14 protein-coding genes and 1 riboswitch are annotated in these 18,060 nt (G+C 69.0%); of the genes, 4 read left to right on the forward strand and 10 right to left on the reverse strand.

What is annotated here, in order from left to right; genetic code table 11:
• Positions 1-8: 8 nt before the first annotated feature.
• From VNR91_RS10325 to pgi, 7 genes are all read right to left on the reverse strand, one after another.
• On the reverse strand, positions 9-2,333 hold the full coding sequence (locus tag VNR91_RS10325; protein ID WP_325490679.1) for a VacB/RNase II family 3'-5' exoribonuclease: 2,325 nt from the start codon (positions 2,331-2,333) through the stop codon (positions 9-11).
• A 151-nt stretch (positions 2,334-2,484) separates the two neighbouring features.
• Positions 2,485-3,180, reverse strand: a complete 696-nt coding sequence (locus VNR91_RS10330; RefSeq protein ID WP_325490680.1) for a DOPA 4,5-dioxygenase family protein — start codon at positions 3,178-3,180, stop codon at positions 2,485-2,487.
• 127 nt (positions 3,181-3,307) lie between these two features.
• Positions 3,308-4,882: an aminomethyl-transferring glycine dehydrogenase subunit GcvPB gene (gcvPB, locus tag VNR91_RS10335; protein ID WP_325490681.1), complete on the reverse strand. Its 1,575-nt coding sequence runs from the start codon at positions 4,880-4,882 to the stop codon at positions 3,308-3,310.
• Positions 4,879-6,237, reverse strand: a complete 1,359-nt coding sequence (gene gcvPA / locus VNR91_RS10340) for an aminomethyl-transferring glycine dehydrogenase subunit GcvPA (RefSeq protein WP_325490682.1) — start codon at positions 6,235-6,237, stop codon at positions 4,879-4,881. Before gcvPA ends, gcvPB begins: the two co-directional genes overlap by 4 nt.
• A gap of 150 nt (positions 6,238-6,387) precedes the next feature.
• Complete coding sequence (gene gcvH / locus VNR91_RS10345; RefSeq protein ID WP_325490683.1) at positions 6,388-6,759, reverse strand: glycine cleavage system protein GcvH; 372 nt, start codon at positions 6,757-6,759, stop codon at positions 6,388-6,390.
• Between the two features lie 3 nt (positions 6,760-6,762).
• Positions 6,763-7,914, reverse strand: coding sequence for a glycine cleavage system aminomethyltransferase GcvT (gcvT, locus tag VNR91_RS10350; protein ID WP_325490684.1), 1,152 nt, complete (start codon positions 7,912-7,914; stop codon positions 6,763-6,765).
• Between the two features lie 162 nt (positions 7,915-8,076).
• Positions 8,077-8,217: riboswitch (glycine riboswitch) on the reverse strand.
• A gap of 96 nt (positions 8,218-8,313) precedes the next feature.
• A complete protein-coding gene (gene pgi / locus VNR91_RS10355; RefSeq protein WP_325490685.1) occupies positions 8,314-9,804 on the reverse strand; it encodes a glucose-6-phosphate isomerase in 1,491 nt (496 codons plus the stop codon).
• Positions 9,805-9,884: 80 nt separating this feature from the next.
• On the opposite strand from pgi, the gene lepB reads away from it, so the two are divergent.
• The 4 genes from lepB (at position 9,885) to era (ending at position 12,793) form a co-directional block, all read left to right on the forward strand.
• Complete coding sequence (gene lepB / locus VNR91_RS10360) at positions 9,885-10,700, forward strand: signal peptidase I (RefSeq protein WP_325490686.1); 816 nt, start codon at positions 9,885-9,887, stop codon at positions 10,698-10,700.
• Positions 10,697-11,362, forward strand: a complete 666-nt coding sequence (rnc, locus tag VNR91_RS10365) for a ribonuclease III (protein WP_414712406.1) — start codon at positions 10,697-10,699, stop codon at positions 11,360-11,362. The genes lepB and rnc overlap by 4 nt, the downstream gene beginning before the upstream one ends.
• Before the next feature lie 151 nt (positions 11,363-11,513).
• Entirely contained in the window at positions 11,514-11,903 is a 390-nt protein-coding gene (locus VNR91_RS10370) for a GIY-YIG nuclease family protein (RefSeq protein WP_325490688.1), read from the forward strand.
• A complete protein-coding gene (era, locus tag VNR91_RS10375) occupies positions 11,900-12,793 on the forward strand; it encodes a GTPase Era (protein ID WP_325490689.1) in 894 nt (297 codons plus the stop codon). Before VNR91_RS10370 ends, era begins: the two co-directional genes overlap by 4 nt.
• Before the next feature lie 147 nt (positions 12,794-12,940).
• Here the strand turns inward: era and VNR91_RS10380 are convergent, their stop codons facing one another.
• From VNR91_RS10380 to serA, 3 genes are all read right to left on the reverse strand, one after another.
• A complete protein-coding gene (locus VNR91_RS10380; RefSeq protein WP_325490690.1) occupies positions 12,941-15,109 on the reverse strand; it encodes a TonB-dependent receptor in 2,169 nt (722 codons plus the stop codon).
• An 81-nt stretch (positions 15,110-15,190) separates the two neighbouring features.
• Positions 15,191-16,279 carry an ATP phosphoribosyltransferase regulatory subunit gene (locus tag VNR91_RS10385; RefSeq protein WP_325490691.1) on the reverse strand — a complete coding sequence of 363 codons (1,089 nt, stop codon included), beginning with the start codon at positions 16,277-16,279 and terminating at the stop codon, positions 15,191-15,193.
• 141 nt (positions 16,280-16,420) lie between these two features.
• Positions 16,421-17,998, reverse strand: a complete 1,578-nt coding sequence (gene serA / locus VNR91_RS10390) for a phosphoglycerate dehydrogenase (RefSeq protein WP_325490692.1) — start codon at positions 17,996-17,998, stop codon at positions 16,421-16,423.
• Positions 17,999-18,060 lie beyond the last annotated feature (62 nt).

Consider the following 18,060-nt stretch of genomic DNA (forward strand, 5'->3'; position numbering starts at 1 on the left):
TCCCTGCGTCAGCGCCGTTTGCCCTGGTGCCGGATGTTGGCCGGCCGCCCGCGCCGTTTGAGCACGCGTGGCGGTCCGCCCCGGCGGCCATCGCCGCCGCCCGCCGAGCCCTTGCCGTCGGGCAGCTCGAAGCGCAACGCGCCCGATACCGGATTGGCCTCCGCCAGCCGCAACCTTAGCCGCTGGCCCAGCGCGAATTCGGTGCCGCTATGCTCGCCGACCAGCCGCTGCCCGGTCTCGTCCCAGCGGAAATATTCGGCGCCCAGATCGCGGGCCGGCACCAGCCCGTCGCCGCCGACCCCGTCGATCGTCGCGAAGAAGCCGAAGCTCTGCACCCCGGTGATCCGCGCCTCCATCACCTCGCCGACATGCTCGCTGAGGTAGGCGGCGACGTAGCGATCGACAGTCTCGCGCTCGGCCTCCATCGCGCGGCGTTCGAGCTGGCTGATCGCTTCGCCGATCCGCTCGAAATTGGCGGTCTCCTCCGGCGTCAGCCCGCCCGGCCCCAGCTTGTACCCTTCCACCAGCGCGCGGTGCACCATCAGGTCGGCATAGCGGCGAATGGGCGAGGTGAAATGCGCGTAGCTGCCCAGCGCCAGCCCGAAATGCCCGGCGTTCTGCGGCCCGTAATAGGCCTGGGTCTGCGTCCGCAGCACCTGTTCCATCGCCTGCGGCCGGAAATCGGCGTCGCCGACCCGGTCGAGCAGCTGGTTGAACGTGCCGGGCCGGATCACCTGGCCCAGCGCGAAATCGACGCCGAACGTCTTGAGATACTCCTTGAGCGCGACCAGCTTCTCGCGCGCCGGCGGTTCGTGGATGCGGTACATCACCGGCATCTTCTTCGCCTCCAGCGCCTTGGCGGCGGCGACGTTGGCGGCGATCATGTAATCCTCGATCAGCTTGTGCGCGTCGAGCCGTTCGCGCGGCGCCACCGACAGGATGCGCCCCTTTTCGTCGAGCACGATCCGCCGTTCGGGCAGGTCGAGGTCGAGCGGATCGCGCCGCTCCCGCGCGACGTTCAGCGCGCGCCAGCAATCCCACAGCGGTTTGAGCGCGGTCTCGGTCAGCGGGTGGGGCTTGATCCCGTCGATCGCCGCCTGCGCGTCCTCATAGGCGATGTTCGCCGCGATCCGCACCACCGCGCGGGTGAAGCGGAAATCGCTGATCGCGCCGTTCTTGCCGACGGTGAAGTGGCACGCGAGCGCCGCACGGTCGACGTCCTGCTTGAGTGAGCACACGTCGGCCGACAGGATCTCTGGCAGCATCGGCACCACCCGGTCGGGGAAATAGACGCTGTTGCCGCGCCGCCGCGCCTCCCGGTCGAGCAGCGATCCGGGCCGGACGTAGAAGCTGACGTCGGCGATCGCGACGATCGCGTCCCAGCCGCCGTTCCCGTTGGGCTGTGCCCACACCGCGTCATCGTGGTCGCGCGCGTCGACAGGGTCGATCGCGACGATCGGCAGGTGGCGCAGATCCTCGCGCTCCCCAATCTCCGTTCGTGCTGAGCTCGTCGAAGCACCGCCCTTCCTTCCATCGCTCGAAGAAAAGGGCGGCCCTTCGACAAGCTCGGGGCGAACGGTCTGGATGGGGCCGAGGCTTTGCCCCGCGACTGCCTTCGCCTCGTCGAGCAATTCGCCCGAAAACACGTTGGGGATGCCGTGGCGGTGGATCGCGATCAGCGAGAAGCTGCGCGGCGCGAACGGATCGCCCAGCCGCTCGATCACCCGCGCGGTCATTCGCGGCGGCCGGCCGGCCTTTTCCGCCACCACAAGTTCGCCCGGCTGCGCGTCGCCGGCATCGGAGACCAGGAAGTCGCGCCGTTCCTTCTTCTCCACCCCTTGCAGGAACAGCTTGCCGCCCTCCTCGCGCAGCACGCCGATCATCGTCTCCTCGCCGCGCGGGAGCTTCTTCATCGGATGCGCGGTCCAGCCGCCGCCCGTCTCCTCGGTCCGCGCGAGGATGCGGTCGCCGACGCCCAGCGCGCCCTGCTTGCGGTCGCGCACGCGCAGCCGCGGCTCGGGCACGCCCTCCGCCTCCCACCGCTCGGGCTGCGCCCAGACGTTGCCGCCGTCGTCGACGTCGACGATCCGCAGCACGGTCACCTTCGGCAGCCCGCCCATCGCGTGAAAGGCGCGGCCGGGGGCGCTGTCGATCAGCCCCTCGTCGCCCATGTCCTTGAGCAGCGCCTTGAGCGCGATCTTGTCGGCGCCGTGCAGGCCGAACGCGCGCGCGATCTCCCGCTTGCCCGCCGGGGTGGGGGACGACGCGATGAAATCGAGGACCTGCTGGCGGGTCGGCAGACCCGGGACGATCTTGCGGGGGCGATTGGCCATGGCCCGGGATAGAGGGTCAGGCCCGGCGCGTCACGGAGATTAAGGATGGAGCCGCGCCCCAGGGGGAGCGCGGCTCACGGCCGGGCGAGAGGGGCGTCCCCAAAGGGTCGGAAAAGGGCACGCTTCCCACCCGACTGTCCGGGCGTCTCCGTCAGACCTCCAGCTTCACCGTCGGGCGGGTGTTGGGATAGATCTGCTCGACGCGGGGCTCGCCGGCGGCCGGGCCGCGCATGGCATAGGCGTTGACCGGCTGCGACCGGTTGACCCACAGCGCGTAATAGAGGTGGTCGGCGCGCGGATCGTCGGTGTTGGGGTGGAGCAGGATCGTCAGCCCCAGGCTGTTGAGCTGAAGCCACGGCACGATCACCGGCAGCAGGTCGTTGGTGAACCCGAAGTAGAATGACGGCGTGACGTGCGGGCCGCGCGGTTCGAGGTTCCAGTTGCCCAGCTCGACCGAAAAGCGTTCCGCCGACCATTTGCGGATCTGTTCCGCCTTCTGGTGGGTGTCCTCGTCGAAATAGATGTGGGCGTGATAGCTTTCGATATCGGTATAGGCGCGCGGCGTCGTCGGCAGCGTCTGCTCGCCGGGGCGCACCGAGACCGGGCGCGGGGTCGGCTCCCGATAGGTGTCATAGCCCCACGGGCTCTTGCCCGGCTCGCGCACGCGCCGGGGCGGCGTCGGCGTGCCGGGCGCGGGCGTCGCGCTCTGGCCGTGGGCGGTCCCGCCCAGGCCCAGCGCCGCGATCGCCGCCGCCCCGCCGCCCAGCAGCGCGCGACGATTGGGCGACAGCAGGTCCGCCCACATCTGGTCGTCGCGCTCGTTAAAGAAATTCGCTTGCTCTGACATATCGTTCCCCTTCTTCGGCGAAAGGTTTGCGGGTTAATTCCCACAAGATCGATATGAATTAAGCTTCACCGGGCAAAAGCTCCGGTTTGCGGGCCGGGCGGGCGCGCCGCCCGGCCCCGAGGTCGTCCTATTCCGCCGCCTCGGCCAGCGTCGGCTCCTTCCACACCAGCACCGGCTTGCGCGCGGCCAGCGTCTCGTCGAGCCGGCGGCGCGGGGCGAAATGGGGGGCGGACTTGAGCGCGGGATCGCCCGCCTTGGCCCGCTCCGCCACCGACTTGAGCGCGCCGATGAACTGGTCGAGCGTCGCCTTGCTCTCGGTCTCGGTCGGCTCGATCAGCATCGCGCCGTGGACGACCAGCGGGAAATACATCGTCATCGGGTGATAGCCCTCGTCGATCAGCGCCTTGGCGATGTCGATCGTCGAGAAGCCCTCGGCCAGCCCGGCGTCGCTGAAGATCGCCTCGTGCATACACGGCCCCGCCGCCGCGAACGGCGCGTCGAGCGTGCCCTCCAGGCTGCGCAGGATGTAGTTGGCGTTGAGCACCGCGTCCTCGGCGACCTGGCGCAGCCCGTCGGCGCCGTGGCTAAGGATATAGGTCAGCGCGCGGGTGAACATGCCCATCTGGCCATGGAACGCGGTCATCCGGCCAAAGCTGTGCGGATGCTCCTCGCCGGCATTCTCCTCCTCGATCAGCCGGACATGGCCGTCGGCCATCCGCGCGGTGAACGGCAGTGGGCCATAGGGGCTGAGGGCTTCGGACAGCACCACCGGGCCGGAACCCGGCCCGCCGCCGCCGTGCGGGGTGGAAAAGGTCTTGTGCAGGTTGATGTGCATCGCGTCGATGCCCAGGTCGCCGGGGCGCACCCGCCCGACGATCGCGTTGAAATTGGCACCGTCGCAATAGACGTAGCCGCCGACGGCATGGACCGCGTCGGAAATCGCCTTCATGTCGCGCTCGAACAGGCCGCAGGTGTTGGGGTTGGTGATCATCACCGCCGCCACGTCCGGCCCCAGCCGGGCCTTGAGCGCGGCAAGGTCGACCCGTCCCTCGGCGGTCGCCGGGATATCCTCGACCGCATAGCCGGCGAAGGCGGCGGTGGCCGGGTTGGTGCCGTGCGCGCTCTCGGGCACCAGAATCACCTTGCGATGACCCTCGCCGCGCGCCTCCAGCGCGGCCTTGATGCACAATATGCCACACAGCTCTCCGTGGGCGCCGGCCTTGGGCGTCATTGCCACGCCGTGCATCCCGGTCAGCGCGATCAGCCATACCGCCAGCTCGTTGATCACCTCCAGCGCGCCCTGCACGGTATCGACCGGCTGGAGCGGGTGGACGTCGGCGAAGCCCGGCATCCGCGCGACCTTTTCGTTCAGCCGCGGATTGTGCTTCATCGTGCACGATCCCAGCGGGAACAGGCCAAGGTCGATCGCGTAGTTCTGCCGGCTGAGGCGGGTGTAGTGGCGCACCGCCTCCGGCTCCGACAGGCCGGGCAGGCCGATCGGCGCGGCGCGTTCGAGGCCGGCGAGGCGGCTGCCGTTCGCGGCGGGGGTGAGGGCGAAATCGACGCCGGTGGTGTCGGTCGCGCCGATCTCGAAGATCAGCGGCTCCTCGAGCATCAGCGCGCGGTTGCCGGTGAAGGTGGGGGCGTCGGCGGTGCCGCCCTGCGGCGCTTCGGGGCGCCAGCCGCTCGGGTTCAGGGTCATGCCAATACCTCCGTCAGCGCATCGGCCAGCACGGCGACGTCCTCCGTCGTGGTCGTCTCGGTCACCGCGACCACCAGCCCGTTCTCCAGATCGGCCGCGCCCGGATAGAGCCGGCCGAGCGACACCCCCGCCAGGATATCGCTGTCCGCGAGCTGGCGGACCACCGGCCGCGCTTCCTTGTTCAGCCGCAGCGTGAATTCGTTGAAGAAGCTGGGCGTGACCAGCTCGACCCCCGGCACCGTCGCCAGCCGGTCGGCGGCGGCGGACGCGCCCGCGTGGTTGACCGCCGCGAGCTGGCGCAGCCCGGCCTCCCCCAGCAACGTCATGTGGATCGAAAAGGCCAGCGCGCACAGCCCGGAATTGGTGCAGATGTTCGACGTCGCCTTTTCGCGGCGGATATGCTGCTCGCGCGTCGACAGCGTCAGGACGAAGCCGCGCTTGCCGTCGGCATCCTGCGTCTCGCCGCACAGCCGGCCCGGCATCTGCCGCACCAGCTTTTCCGAACAGCCGAACAGCCCGACATACGGCCCGCCGAACTGGAGGCCGACGCCGATCGACTGGCCCTCGCCGACGACGATGTCGGCGCCCATCTCGCCCGGCGACTTGAGCAGGCCCAGCGCGACCGGCTCGGTCACCACCGCGACCAGCAGCGCCTTTTTCGCGTGGCATGCGGCGGCGAGTTCGGACAGGTCGGCGATGCGGCCGAGGATGTCGGGATATTGCACGACGACGCACGATGTGTCGTCATCGATCCGGTCGATCAGCGACGCGGTGTCGGGCTCGGGCGCCAGCGTCGGCAGCGCCGTTTCCAGCACGTCGCCGGTGAACTTGGCCATCGTCGTCGCGACCGACACGTAATGCGGGTGCAGCCCCGACGACAGCACCGCCTTTGCCCGCCGCGTCACCCGCCGCGCCATCACGATCGCTTCCCAGCAGGCGGTCGATCCGTCGTACATCGATGCGTTGGCGACGTCGGTGCCGAGCAGCCGCGCGACCTGCGTCTGGAACTCGAACAGCATCTGCAACGTGCCCTGCGCGATTTCCGGCTGATAGGGCGTATAGGCGGTGAGATACTCGCCGCGCTGGATCAGGTGATCGACGCTGGCCGGGACGTGGTGGCGATAGGCGCCACAGCCAAGGAAGAACGGCGCGTCGCCCGCCGCCAGATTCTTGCGCGCCAGCTTGGCCATGTGGCGTTCGACCGCCAGCTCGCTGGCATGGATCGGCAGGCCGGGGATCGGCCCGTCGAGCTGCGTCCCGGCGGGGACGTCGGCGAACAGGTCGTCGATCGACGATGCGCCGATGGTCGCGAGCATCGTCTCGCGATCGTGCTGGGTGAGGGGCAGATAGCGCATTCACATTCCCTTGGAAAACGAACAGGGTCGGAGGGCTGCCCTCTCCCCGTTCGCCCTGAGCTTGTCGAAGGGCCGTTGTTCTTCGCGGAAGAAAGGACGGTGCTTCGACAAGCTCAGCACGAACGGAGGGGACGTATTCCCTTCAACCGATCAGAGCCTGCTGACGAACGCCGCGTATTTGGTCTCGTCCATCAGCGCGTCCAGCTCGCCGGCGTCGGCGATCGTCAGCTTGAAGAACCAGCCCTCGCCCTCGGGGTCCGAATTGACCAGGTCGGGCTGGTCGGCGAGCGCGGCGTTGCCTTCCACCACCGTGCCGGCGATCGGGGCATAGACGTCGGACGCGGCCTTGACGCTCTCGACCACGGCGGCGTCGTCGCCCTTCGTGACGGTGCGGCCCTCGTCCGGCACTTCGACGAACACGATGTCGCCGAGCTGGCTCTGCGCGTAATCGGTGATGCCGACGGTGGCGACATCGCCGTCGACGTCGATCCACTCATGGTCCTCGGTGAAGTAACGGCTCATGGTTCAGGCTCCCGTTTTGACGGCGGTTTGGCGAACGTAACGATGCGGCACGAACGGCATCGCGGTGACGGTGGCGTGGTGGACCTTGCCGCGCTGGGTCAGCGCCAGCCGGGTGCCGGGCACGGCAAGCGCGGCGGCGACATAGCCCATCGCGATCGGCGCGCCGACGCTGGGGGCGAACCCGCCAGAGGTGATCCGCCCGACGTCGTTGCCGTCGCCGTCGATCACCAGCGCGCCCTCGCGCACCGGCTGGCGCCCCTCGACCAGCAGGCCGACGCGCTTGACCGCCGCGCCTTGCTCGCGCTCGATCATGATGCGCTCATGGCCGGGAAAGCCGCCCTGCTCGCGCCGCCGCTTGGCCAACGCGAAGCCGAGGTCGGACATCACCGGCGTCGTCTCGGGATCCAGGTCGTGGCCGTACAGCGGCAGCCCCGCCTCCAGCCGCAGCGAATCGCGCGCGCCCAGCCCGATCGGCTTGACCTCGGGCGCGGCGGTCAGCGCGTCGGCCAGCGCCTCGACAGCGTCGGCCGGCACCGAAATCTCGAAACCGTCCTCGCCGGTATAGCCCGACCGGCTGATCCACAGCGGGGTGCCGTTCCAGTCGAACCGGGCGCCGGTCATGAATACCAGCGCGCCGACGCCGGGCACCAGCCGGTCGAGCACGTCGACCGCCTTCGGCCCCTGCAGCGCCAGCAGCGCCTGATCGTCCATGTGGTTGAGCGTGATCGCGTCGGGCAACAGATCGCGCAAATGGCCGATGTCGTCATATTTCACCGCGCCATTGACGACCATGTAGATGCCGTCGTCCCAGCGGCTGATCATCAGATCGTCGAGGATGCCGCCATTGTCGGCGAGCAGCAGCGAATATTTCTGCGCCAGCGGCTTCAGCGCCGCCACGTCCGCGGGAATCACCCCCTCCAGCGCGGCGTCGAGCCCGTCGCCGGACAGCAGCAGCTGCCCCATGTGGCTGACGTCGAACAGCCCGGCGTTCTCGCGCACCCACTGGTGCTCGGCCATGATGCCTTCATACTGGATCGGCATGTGATAGCCGGCGAATTCGACCATGCGACCGCCCTTCGCGCGGTGCCAGGCATCGAGCGGCAGCGTGCCGATCTCGACGGGTTCGGGCTGGTCGATCGTATCGGGGTCGCTCATCACCGGCCTTCACAACAGAGGGAATCGCGACGGTCACGCGCCTTGCCGCGCCTGTGTCCGCCGCCCCCTCTGTCACGGAAACCTGAGAGCTTTGACCCCGTGCTGTCGCCGGGGCTTACACCTTCGGTGGCCCGGCTCTCACCGGACGCTTTCCAGAGTGTCGGGCCTCGCGCGGTCCCTGGTGCCTGAGAGATTCCGGGGCGGTTGCTCCTTCGGCGGCGGGGCACCCCGTTGCTCCGATCGAACCACCGGCACGCCGGCGACGATCGGAGAGGTGACCCAGCACTCTCCCGCGCGAGCCTCGACCGGTTGCCCGGTCTCGACGCGCCGTCTGTGGCGAGCGCGCCGGGCCGAGTCAATCGCGGAAAATGCAATGCCGCGCCGGGTGCGGACGCGCGGCTACTCGCCGAACGCGCGCGCGATCAGATCGCGGGTGGAGGCATCGAAATCGCTACCGCCGGCGCCCGCCGCCTTGGCCATTTCCTTGCCCAGCTCGACGCCGAACTGGTCGAACGGGTTGATGCCCAGCAACGTCGCGTTGACGAACACGCGGTGCTCGTAAAAGGCGATCAGCGCGCCCAGCGTGCGCGCGTCGAGCGTGTCGAGCAGGATCGTCGTCGACGGCCGGTTGCCGGGATAGGCGCGCGCGGCGTCGTCGTTCGGCCGGCCCTTCATCAGCGCGGCGCCCTGGGCAAAGGCGTTGAGCAGCAGCTGGCGATGATGGTCCTCGTCCAACAGATCGCCCGGCTCGATCGCCGCGATGAACTCGACGGGGACCAGGTGGGTGCCCTGGTGCAGCAGCTGGAACACCGCGTGCTGCGCGTCGGTGCCGACCCCGCCCCAGGTGATCGCCGCGCTCGGCCGGTCGAGCGGCCGGCCGTCGATCGTCGCGCGCTTGCCGTTCGATTCCATCTCGAGCTGTTGCAGGTAGCTCGGCAACAGCCGCAGCCGCTCGTCATAGGCAAAGGTGGCGCGCGTCTCGCACCGCTTGACCTGGGTGTAATAGAGGTCGGCGAAGGCGGCGAGCGCGGGCGCGTTCTCGTGCAGCGCGGTCAGCCGGAAATGGCGGTCCATCTCCGCGGCGCCCTCCAGCAGTTCCTCGAACGCGTCCCAGCCCAGCGCCAGCGCGGCGGGAAAGCCGATCGACGACCACAGCGAATAGCGCCCGCCGACACTCTCCGAAAAAGGCAGCACCCGCGTTTCGTCGACGCCCCATTCGATCGCCTTGTCGGGGGATGCGGTCAGCGCGATCACCCGGCCGTGCGGATCCTCGGCGCCGCCTTCGCGCATCCATTGCAGCGCGCTTTCGGCGTTGAGCATCGTCTCGGTGGTGGTGAAGGTCTTGGACGCGATCACCAGCAGGGTCGCGGTCGGATCGAACCGCGCGAACGCCTCCTCCAGCGCGGCGCCGTCGACGTTCGACACCACCATCACGTCATAGCGTTCCGCCTCGCGGCCCAGCGCGTCGACCAGCAGGTCCGGCCCCAGCGCCGATCCGCCGATGCCGATGTGCAGGACGTGGCGGATCGGGCCCAGCGCCTCCGCCTCGATCGCGTCGATCAGCGCGCGCATCCGGGCGTGGAGCGCGCTGGCGCGGGCGACGCTGTCGGGCGCGCCCTCGCCGCGTTCGGCGGTGTGTTCGGCGGCGCGGTGCTCGCTGGTGTTGACCTCCTCGCCGGCGAACAGCGCGTCGCGTCGCGCCGCCAGCCCAGCCGATTTCGCCAGCGCCTGGAACGCGGCCAGCGCGGCGGCGTCGAGGTGGGTCTTGGAAAAATCGAAATGGAGGCCGGGCAGGTCGACCGAAAGGCGCGCGACCCGGCCGGGATCGGCGGCGAACAGATCGAGCAGCGCGGGGGGATCGAGTGCCTCGACTTGGGTCCAGTCCGCCATGCCAATCTCCTCGCTATAACCCTGCGCGCTCTACCGTCTAACGCTTGACGCGCAACTTTTGCCGACACATGCCACCGGACATGGCCAAATCCTCCAGCACGACCCCCGGCAAGCCGAAACGTTCCGAATGGCGCGAAACGCTGGGCTTTCTCGTCAAGCTCGCGCTTGTCGTGTTCATTTTCCGCAGTTTCGTGCTGTCGCCCTTTTCGATCCCCAGCGAATCGATGCTGCCGCGCCTGCTGATCGGCGACTATCTGTTCATCTCGAAATGGAACTACGGCTACTCGCGCCATTCGCTGCCGCTCAGCCTGCCGCTGATCCCCGGCCGGGTCTTCGGCAGCACGCCGGCGCGCGGCGACGTGGTGGTGTTCAAGGCGCCGCCGGGCAACAAGGCCGACTATATCAAGCGCGTGATCGGGCAGCCCGGCGACACCATCCAGATGCTGCGCGGCCGGCTGATCCTGAACGGCAAGCCGGTACCCAAGCAGCGCGTCGCCGATTTCATCGTGCCGATCACCCCCAATTACGGCTGCGAGGGCCAGTTCCAGGATGAGGTCGGCGGAAAGCCGGTGTGCCGCTACCCGCAGTTCCGCGAGACGCTGCCGAACGGCAAGAGCTACAACGTGCTCGATCGCGGCTATTTCCCGCAGGCCGACGATACCGGGGTCTATACCGTGCCCGCCGGCCACCTGTTCATGATGGGCGACAATCGCGACGCCAGCGCCGACAGCCGCTTCCCGGCGGTGGAGGGTGAGGCGATCGGCATGGTCCCGCTGGAAAATGTCGAGGGCAAGGCGCTGGTCGGCTTCTGGTCGACCGACGGCAACGCCCGGTGGCTGCTGCCATGGACATGGTTCACCGCCGCGCGGTGGAACCGGATCGGGATGGGGTTCTGAGCGCCGATCTCGATGCCTGGCTGGCGGCGACGCTGGGCGTCGCCCCCGCGCACCGCGCCGCGTTCGAACGCGCGCTGACCCACGGCAGCCAGGCCGCCGAAAACTACGAGCGGCTCGAATTCCTGGGCGATCGGGTGCTGGGGCTGACCATCGCCGAATGGCTGTACGAACGCTTCGCGCATGAGCCGGAGGGGCAGTTGTCCAAACGGCTCAACGCGCTGGTGACCGGCGCGGTGTGCGCCGACGTCGCGCGCGAGCTGGGCGTGCCGTCGCGGCTCAGGCTGGGCAAGCAGGCGCGCGACGACGGCGCCGCCGCCAGCGACAATGTGCTGGGCGACGTGATGGAGGCGTTGATCGGGGCGCTCTATCTCGATCAGGGGCTGGATGCGGCGCGGGCGTTGGTCCGCCGCTGCTGGGCTGGCCGGATCGACCAGTTGCGCGTGCCACAGCACCCCAAATCGGCGCTCCAGGAATGGGCCGCCGCACACAATCGCCGCCCGCCCGAATATGCTGTGGTCGACCGCAGCGGTCCCCAGCACGCGCCGCGCTTCCGGGTGCAGGTGACGATCGGCAAGCTCGCCGACGCGGTGGGCGAGGGCACGTCGAAGCAGGAAGCGGAAACGGCGGCGGCGGCGGCGCTGCTGGCGGCGCTGGCGGGGTGAGGGTGCCCCCATCCGTGATCGCGATGCTTGCGGCGAGCAAGAGCGGTGCTTCGACAAGCTCAGTACGAATGGGCGTGTTTTGGTACGCTCCATTCTTTCCCGTTCGTGCTGAGCTTGTCGAAGCACCGCTCTTCAGCCTGGGCGGCGAACGATGAGCTTTTGCGCCTATATGCTCCATTGTCGCGGCGGTGTGTTCTACGTCGGCCATACCGAGAACCTCGACCAGCGCATCGCCGCACATCATGCCGGCGAGTCCGCCTACACGCGCCAATATTTGCCGCTCGAACTGGTCTGGTCGCAGGATTTTCCCAACCGTCTGGAGGCCTTGGAGGCCGAGCGCCGGATCAAGGGGTGGAGCCGGGCGAAGAAGCTGGCGTTGATCCGTGGGGACTGGACCGCGATTTCGGTGCTGGCGGCGAGCAAGAACGGTCCTTCGACAAGCTCAGGACGAACGGGGGCGGGTGAGGCGCATCAAAGCCATTCCGTTGGTGCTGAGCCTGTCGAAGCCCCCACCTCCTCATCAACAAGGCTTATCCCATGACCCAACATTGCGGCCTGATCGCCGTGGTCGGCGCGCCCAATGCCGGCAAGTCGACGCTCGTCAACGCGCTGGTCGGGCAGAAGGTGGCGATCGTCAGCCCCAAGGCGCAGACCACGCGCGCGCGGCTGATGGGGATCGCGATCCACGACGCCACCCAGTTGCTGCTGGTCGACACCCCCGGCATCTTCGAGCCGCGGCGCCGGCTCGATCGCGCGATGGTCTCGGCGGCCTGGGGCGGCACCGAAGGGGCGGACCTGATCGCGCTGGTGGTCGACGGCAAGGGCGGCATCGGGCCAAAGGTCACCACGATCCTCGAATCGCTCGCGCCCCGGCCAGAGCCGAAGCTGCTGATCCTCAACAAGGTCGACATCGCCGACAAGCCGCGCCTGCTCGGCCATGCGGCGAAACTCAACGAGGCGCTGCCGTTCGCGGAGACCTTCTTCGTCAGCGCGACCACCGGCGACGGCGTGCCCGAGCTGAAGGCGGCGCTGGCGGCGCGGATGCCGGAGGGGCCGTGGCATTTCCCCGACGATCAGGTCGCCGACATGACCGACCGGATGCTGGCGGCGGAGGTGACGCGCGAGCAGCTCTATCACCAGCTCCACGCCGAACTGCCCTATGACAGCGCGGTCGAGACCGAACGCTATCAGGAGCGCGACGACGGATCGGTCGAGATCCACCAGCAGATCCTGGTCGCGCGCGACACCCAGCGCGCGATCGTGCTGGGCAAGGGCGGCAGCCGCATCAAGGAGATCGGCGCCAAGGCGCGCGCCGAGCTGAAGGAACTGCTCGGCGTGCCCGTCCACCTCTATCTGCACGTCAAGGTCAACCCGCGCTGGGAAGAGGACCGGAGCCTCTATCGCGACATCGGGCTGGATTGGGTCGACTGACAAAGAATCGGGAGAAGGACGGGGCCGCAGGCAGGGGGCCCCCGGTGAAACCGTCCCTCTCCCGAGCCTATCCCTCAAGCGAGGGGGGCCTCGAGCGTCGAGTCATAATACGGTAGACAGGGCGATCCTGAACTAACGCAGATCACTTTAGAGGGTGAACCGCGCCGTCACGCGGATGTCGCGCCCGGCCAGCGGGGCGAAATCCTTGAGGAAGCTCGAATGGCGCCGCGCGACGACGTCGAAGATGTTGTTCGCGCTCAGGATCAGGTTGAGCTTGTCGGTGCCGGTCGGCTTCCACGATGCGGAGGCGTTGACCAGCGTGTAGGACGGGGTGACCGTCTCGAACTCGGCGATGCGGTCCTGTTTGAACACATGCTCGGCCTCGACCCGCGCGGTGATCGCGTCGCTCTGCGCCTCCAGTCCGCCCAGCACGCGCATCGGCGGGATGCGCGGCACCGGCCCCAGGTCGACGATGTTGGCCTGGACGTAGTCGCCCAGCACGTCGGCGTTGACCGTCCAGCCGTCGAACTGGGCGAGCCGCACCGAAGCCTCCGCCTCCAGCCCCCAGTAGCGGGCGTCGGCCTGCAACGACTGGAAGCACGGCAGGTCGGCCTCGCGGCCGGACGGGTCCGCCGCCGCCTGGCACACGCCCTCGGCGACCTGGGTTTCGTAGATGTAGTTGGAGAACCAGTTGTAATAGGCCGACGCGTCGAACGAATAGCCGTCGCCGTGGCCGTGGACGGTCGCTTCCAGCCCCCACGACTTCTCGACCTTGAAATCGGGATTGCCCAGTTCCCACGCCTGCGTGCCGGCGTGGGCGCCGTTGGCGAACAGCTCCTCGCCCGATGGCGCACGCTCGGTGCGCGACAGGTTGAGGCCGAAACGCCAGTCGGGGGTCACCGCATAGGATGCGCCCAGCGATCCCGACACGGTGTCGAAATGGCGCGATCCGCCGAAGAAGCGCAGGTCGTCGCCAACGGTCTTCGACGTCAGGCTGCTCGATTCGTAGCGCAGGCCGCCCTCCGCCTTGAACGCGCCCATGTCGATCTGCTGCAGCGTGAACAGGCCGATCTGGCTGGTCTCGTTGCGCGGCAGGAACGCCTCGTCGCCGCGCACGTCGAAGTTGCGGTTGAAATATTGCACGCCGCTGGCGCCCAGCCACGCGCCGCGCCTGGCCTGGACCAGCTCCAGCCGCGCCTCGGTGCCCTTGTTGTAGAAGGCGGTGCCGACCTCGCCGTCCTCCTCCAGCTCATAGTGGCGGTATTGGGCATGGCCGGCGCGCAGGCGGATCTTGTCGAGGATGTCGCCGCCGGTATCGATCTCGCCGCGCAGGTCGACGCGGTTCTGAACGATGTCGAGGCGCGGCGCCTCCTGCTCCTGGCCCGGTTCGGTCGCATAGCGCAGCGGCACGCCGTACAAGCTGTCGTAATGGCTGTACGAAATGCCGAGATTGCCGGTGTCGGTGACGATCGCCGCGCCGAACCCGGCGGTCCACGTCTCCGCCGCGCTGTTCGGCAGCTTCCCCTTGAGCGCGGCCTGGCCGGCAAAATCGATCGGCTCGTCGGCCGGGTCCTGCGGCAGCGCGGCGCTGGCCAGCGACGCGGCGCGCATCGCCGGGGACAGCAGATAGCCGCCGGTGCGCAGGTCGCCCGACTTGGAATAGCTGCCGTCGGCGTGGAGCACGAACGGGCCGCCGACCGCGACGTCGCCGGCCATGCCGCCCGACCGCTCGTTCGCCGCCGATCCATAGGTCGCCGTGCCCGACAGGCGATAGCCGTCGGCGGGGATGCTGCGCGGGATGCGGGTGTCGATGACGTTGACGACGCCGCCCACCGCCGACGATCCGAACAGCAGCGCCGCCGGCCCGCGCAGCACCTCGATCCGCTCGGCCAGCAGCGGGTCGATGATCACCGCGTGATCGACCGAGGTGTTCGACACGTCGATCGATCCGATGCCGTCGGTCAGCACGCGCACGCGATCGCCCTGGAAACCGCGCAGGATCGGCCGCGACGCGCTCGGCCCGAACGAGGTCGCCGACACGCCGGGCTGGCGCGCCAGCGTCTCGCCCAGCGACGGGCGCAGATCCTTGGCAAGTTCCGCGCCCGACACGACGGAGGTGCCGGACAGCACGTCGCGCTCGCTGCGCTCCAGCGCGCCGGTGACGACGATGTCGCCCGGATCGTTGGCGTGGTCGTGCTGCTGCGCCACCGATTCGCTGCCGTCGGCGGTGGGGCCGTTCTGGGCGGTGGCGGGGGCGGCGACGGCCAGCGCGATCAGGCTGGCGGCGGCGGCAAGACTGGTATACGATTTGATCATGCGCCGTCGTCTAGACGGCATGATACAACATATCAAGAACAACTCGTCGCTATCGGATACCGTTTCATCGCTGCAACGATGTCAGAGCGGCTCGGGGCCGGCGGCGCCCAGCCGGTGGCTGCACAACTGCGCCTCGGGGGTGTCGTCGCGGGTCAGCGCGGCGACGGTGACCCAGCCCGCCGCGCGTAGCTGGCGCCCGGTTTCCACGTCGGTGCCGGGGGGCAGGAACAGCCGTCGCCGGTCGCGCGCGGACCCCAGCGTATCGAGGATCGGATCGGCGAACAGCGTCACGCCGACCGCGCGCTCCTCGCTCCCGTCGTCGTGGACGATGGTGTAGCTGCCGCCGCGCCCGATCTCGCCCGGCGCGCCGCCCCCGAAGATCGAGAAGCCGAGCCAGCTCTGATACTCGAAACCGTGGCGTTCGGTCGGGTCGACGGTCAGGCCGACGCCGGCCGGCAGCGCCTCCGCGATCGCCACCAGCCCGTCGAGCCGGCTGGCGAGTGCGGCATGGCCGCGCAATTTGGTCAGCGCGGCGGGGAAGGGGCCGGCCGCCTCGATCAGTGGCAGATAGGCGCGGTCGATCGCGGCGACGCGCCCCGCGTCCTTGGCGTCGAGCGCGTCGCGCAGCGCCGCCAGCGCCTCTGGTGCCAGCGAATCGCCGGCCAGGGTCGCGATCAGGTCGGGCAGGGTGAAATCGACCGATACGCCCTGCACGCCCGCCGCCGCCAGCGCCTCGACCGCGACCGTCACCACCTCGCGCGCCGCCGCGACGCTGTCGAGGCCGATCAGCTCGACGCCGATCTGGCGCATCGTCCGCGCCGGGCGCAGCTCCGACGCGCGCAGCTTGAGCACCGGGCCGGCATAGGACAGCCGCACCGGGCGCGGGTGGTGCGCCATGCGCGTCGCCGCGATCCGCCCGACCTGCGCGGTGATGTCGGGGCGGATCGCCAGCGTGCGCTGCGACAGCGGATCGACGAAGCGCACCGCGTCGCGCGATGCGCCCGCCTTCAGCCGCCGGGCCAGTTCGTCGGCATATTCGACCAGCGGCGGATCGACCCGCTCATAGCCATGGGTCCGCGCGGTATCGAGCACGCCATGCTCCAGCCGCGCCGCCGCATCGGCGAAGGGCGGCAGGCGATCGTCGAAACCCTCGGGAAGCAGACCGGTCATCGTGCGGCGAAAACTCCGTTCGCGGCTGCATCCCTCGATGCCCCGCCTGTCCTTTGACACCGTGCGCTAGAAGAAGCGCGGCCCTTCGACAAGTTCGGCGCTGACGGTTGGGGGGCGGCGCGGCGGCCGCCCCCTCCAGTCTCAGAACGCCAGCGCCATCGCGGTCTTGACGCCGGGCAGCGCGCGCAGGCGGGCGATCAGCTCGCCGGTCACCGCCTCGTCGACCGACAGCAGCAGCACCGCCTCGCCGCCGGCTTCGCGCCGGCCGAGGTGGAAGGTGCCGATGTTGACCCCCGCCTCGCCCAGCAGCGAGCCGAGCCGGCCGATGAAGCCCGGCGCGTCCTCGTTGACCACATACAGCATGTGACCGGCCAGATCGGCCTCGACCTTGATCCCGAACAGCTCGACCAGGCGCGGCGCCTGATTGCCGAACAGCGTGCCCGCGACCGATCGCTCGCCCGCGTCGGTCTTGACCGATACGCGCACCAGCGTGTGGTAATCGCCCTCGCGCTCGGTCTTGACCTCGCGCACCTCGATCCCGCGCTCCTTGGCCAGATAGGGGGCGTTGACCATGTTCACCGTCGCGGTCTGGGTCCGCAGGAACCCGGCCAGCACGGCGCTGACGATCGGCTTCTGGTTCAGCTCGGCGGCGGCCCCCTCCGAATGGATCGACACGCGCGGGATCGCGCCGGTCGCCAGCTGGCCGACCAGGCTGCCCAGCTTTTCCGCCAGCACCATATAGGGCTTCAGCCGCGGCGCTTCCTCGGCCGACAGGCTCGGCATGTTGAGCGCGTTGGTGACGCCGCCGGTCGTCAGAAAATCGGCCATCTGCTCGGCGACCTGGATCGCGACGTTGACCTGCGCCTCGTTGGTCGATGCGCCCAGATGCGGGGTGGAGATGAAGTTGGCGGTGCCGAACAGCGGCGATTCCTTCGCCGGCTCGGTCACGAACACGTCGAGCGCGGCGCCGCCGATCTGTCCCGAATCCAGCCCCTCCTTCAGCGCCGCCTCGTCGATCAGGCCGCCGCGCGCGCAATTGATGATCCGCACGCCCTTCTTGGTCTTGGCCAGGTTCTCCGCCGACAGGATGTTGCGCGTCTGGTCGGTCAGCGGGGTGTGCAGCGTGATGAAGTCGGCGCGGGCGAGCAGTTCCTCCAGCTCGACCTTTTCCACGCCCATCTCGATCGCGCGCTCGGGGCTCAGGAACGGGTCATAGGCGACCACCTTCATGCGCAGGCCCAGCGCGCGGTCGGCGACGATCGAACCGATGTTGCCGGCGCCGATCAGTCCGAGCACCTTCGACGTCAGCTCGACGCCCATGAAGCGGTTCTTCTCCCACTTGCCGGCCTGGGTCGACGCGTCGGCCTCGGGCAGCTGGCGGGCGAGCGCGAACATCAGCGCGATCGCGTGTTCGGCGGTGGTGATCGAATTGCCGAACGGGGTGTTCATCACCACCACGCCCTTGGCCGACGCGTTGGGGATGTCGACGTTGTCGACGCCGATGCCGGCGCGCCCGACCACCTTCAGGTTGGTCGCGGCATCCAGGATCGCCTTGGTCACCTTGGTCGAGCTGCGGATGGCGAGTCCGTCATACTGGCCGATGATCGCGGTCAGCTCGTCCGGCGTCTTGCCGGTGATCTCGTCGACCTCGATGCCGCGGGCGCGAAAGATGGCGGCGGCGTTGGGGTCCATTTTGTCGGAAATCAGAACCTTGGGCATATGGAAATCCTTAAAGGAAAACCGTTCGGGCTGAGCCTGTCGAAGCCCCGCCCTTCTTGAAC

Source organism: Sphingomonas sp. (assembly GCF_035555815.1).
Classification (GTDB): domain Bacteria; phylum Pseudomonadota; class Alphaproteobacteria; order Sphingomonadales; family Sphingomonadaceae; genus Sphingomonas.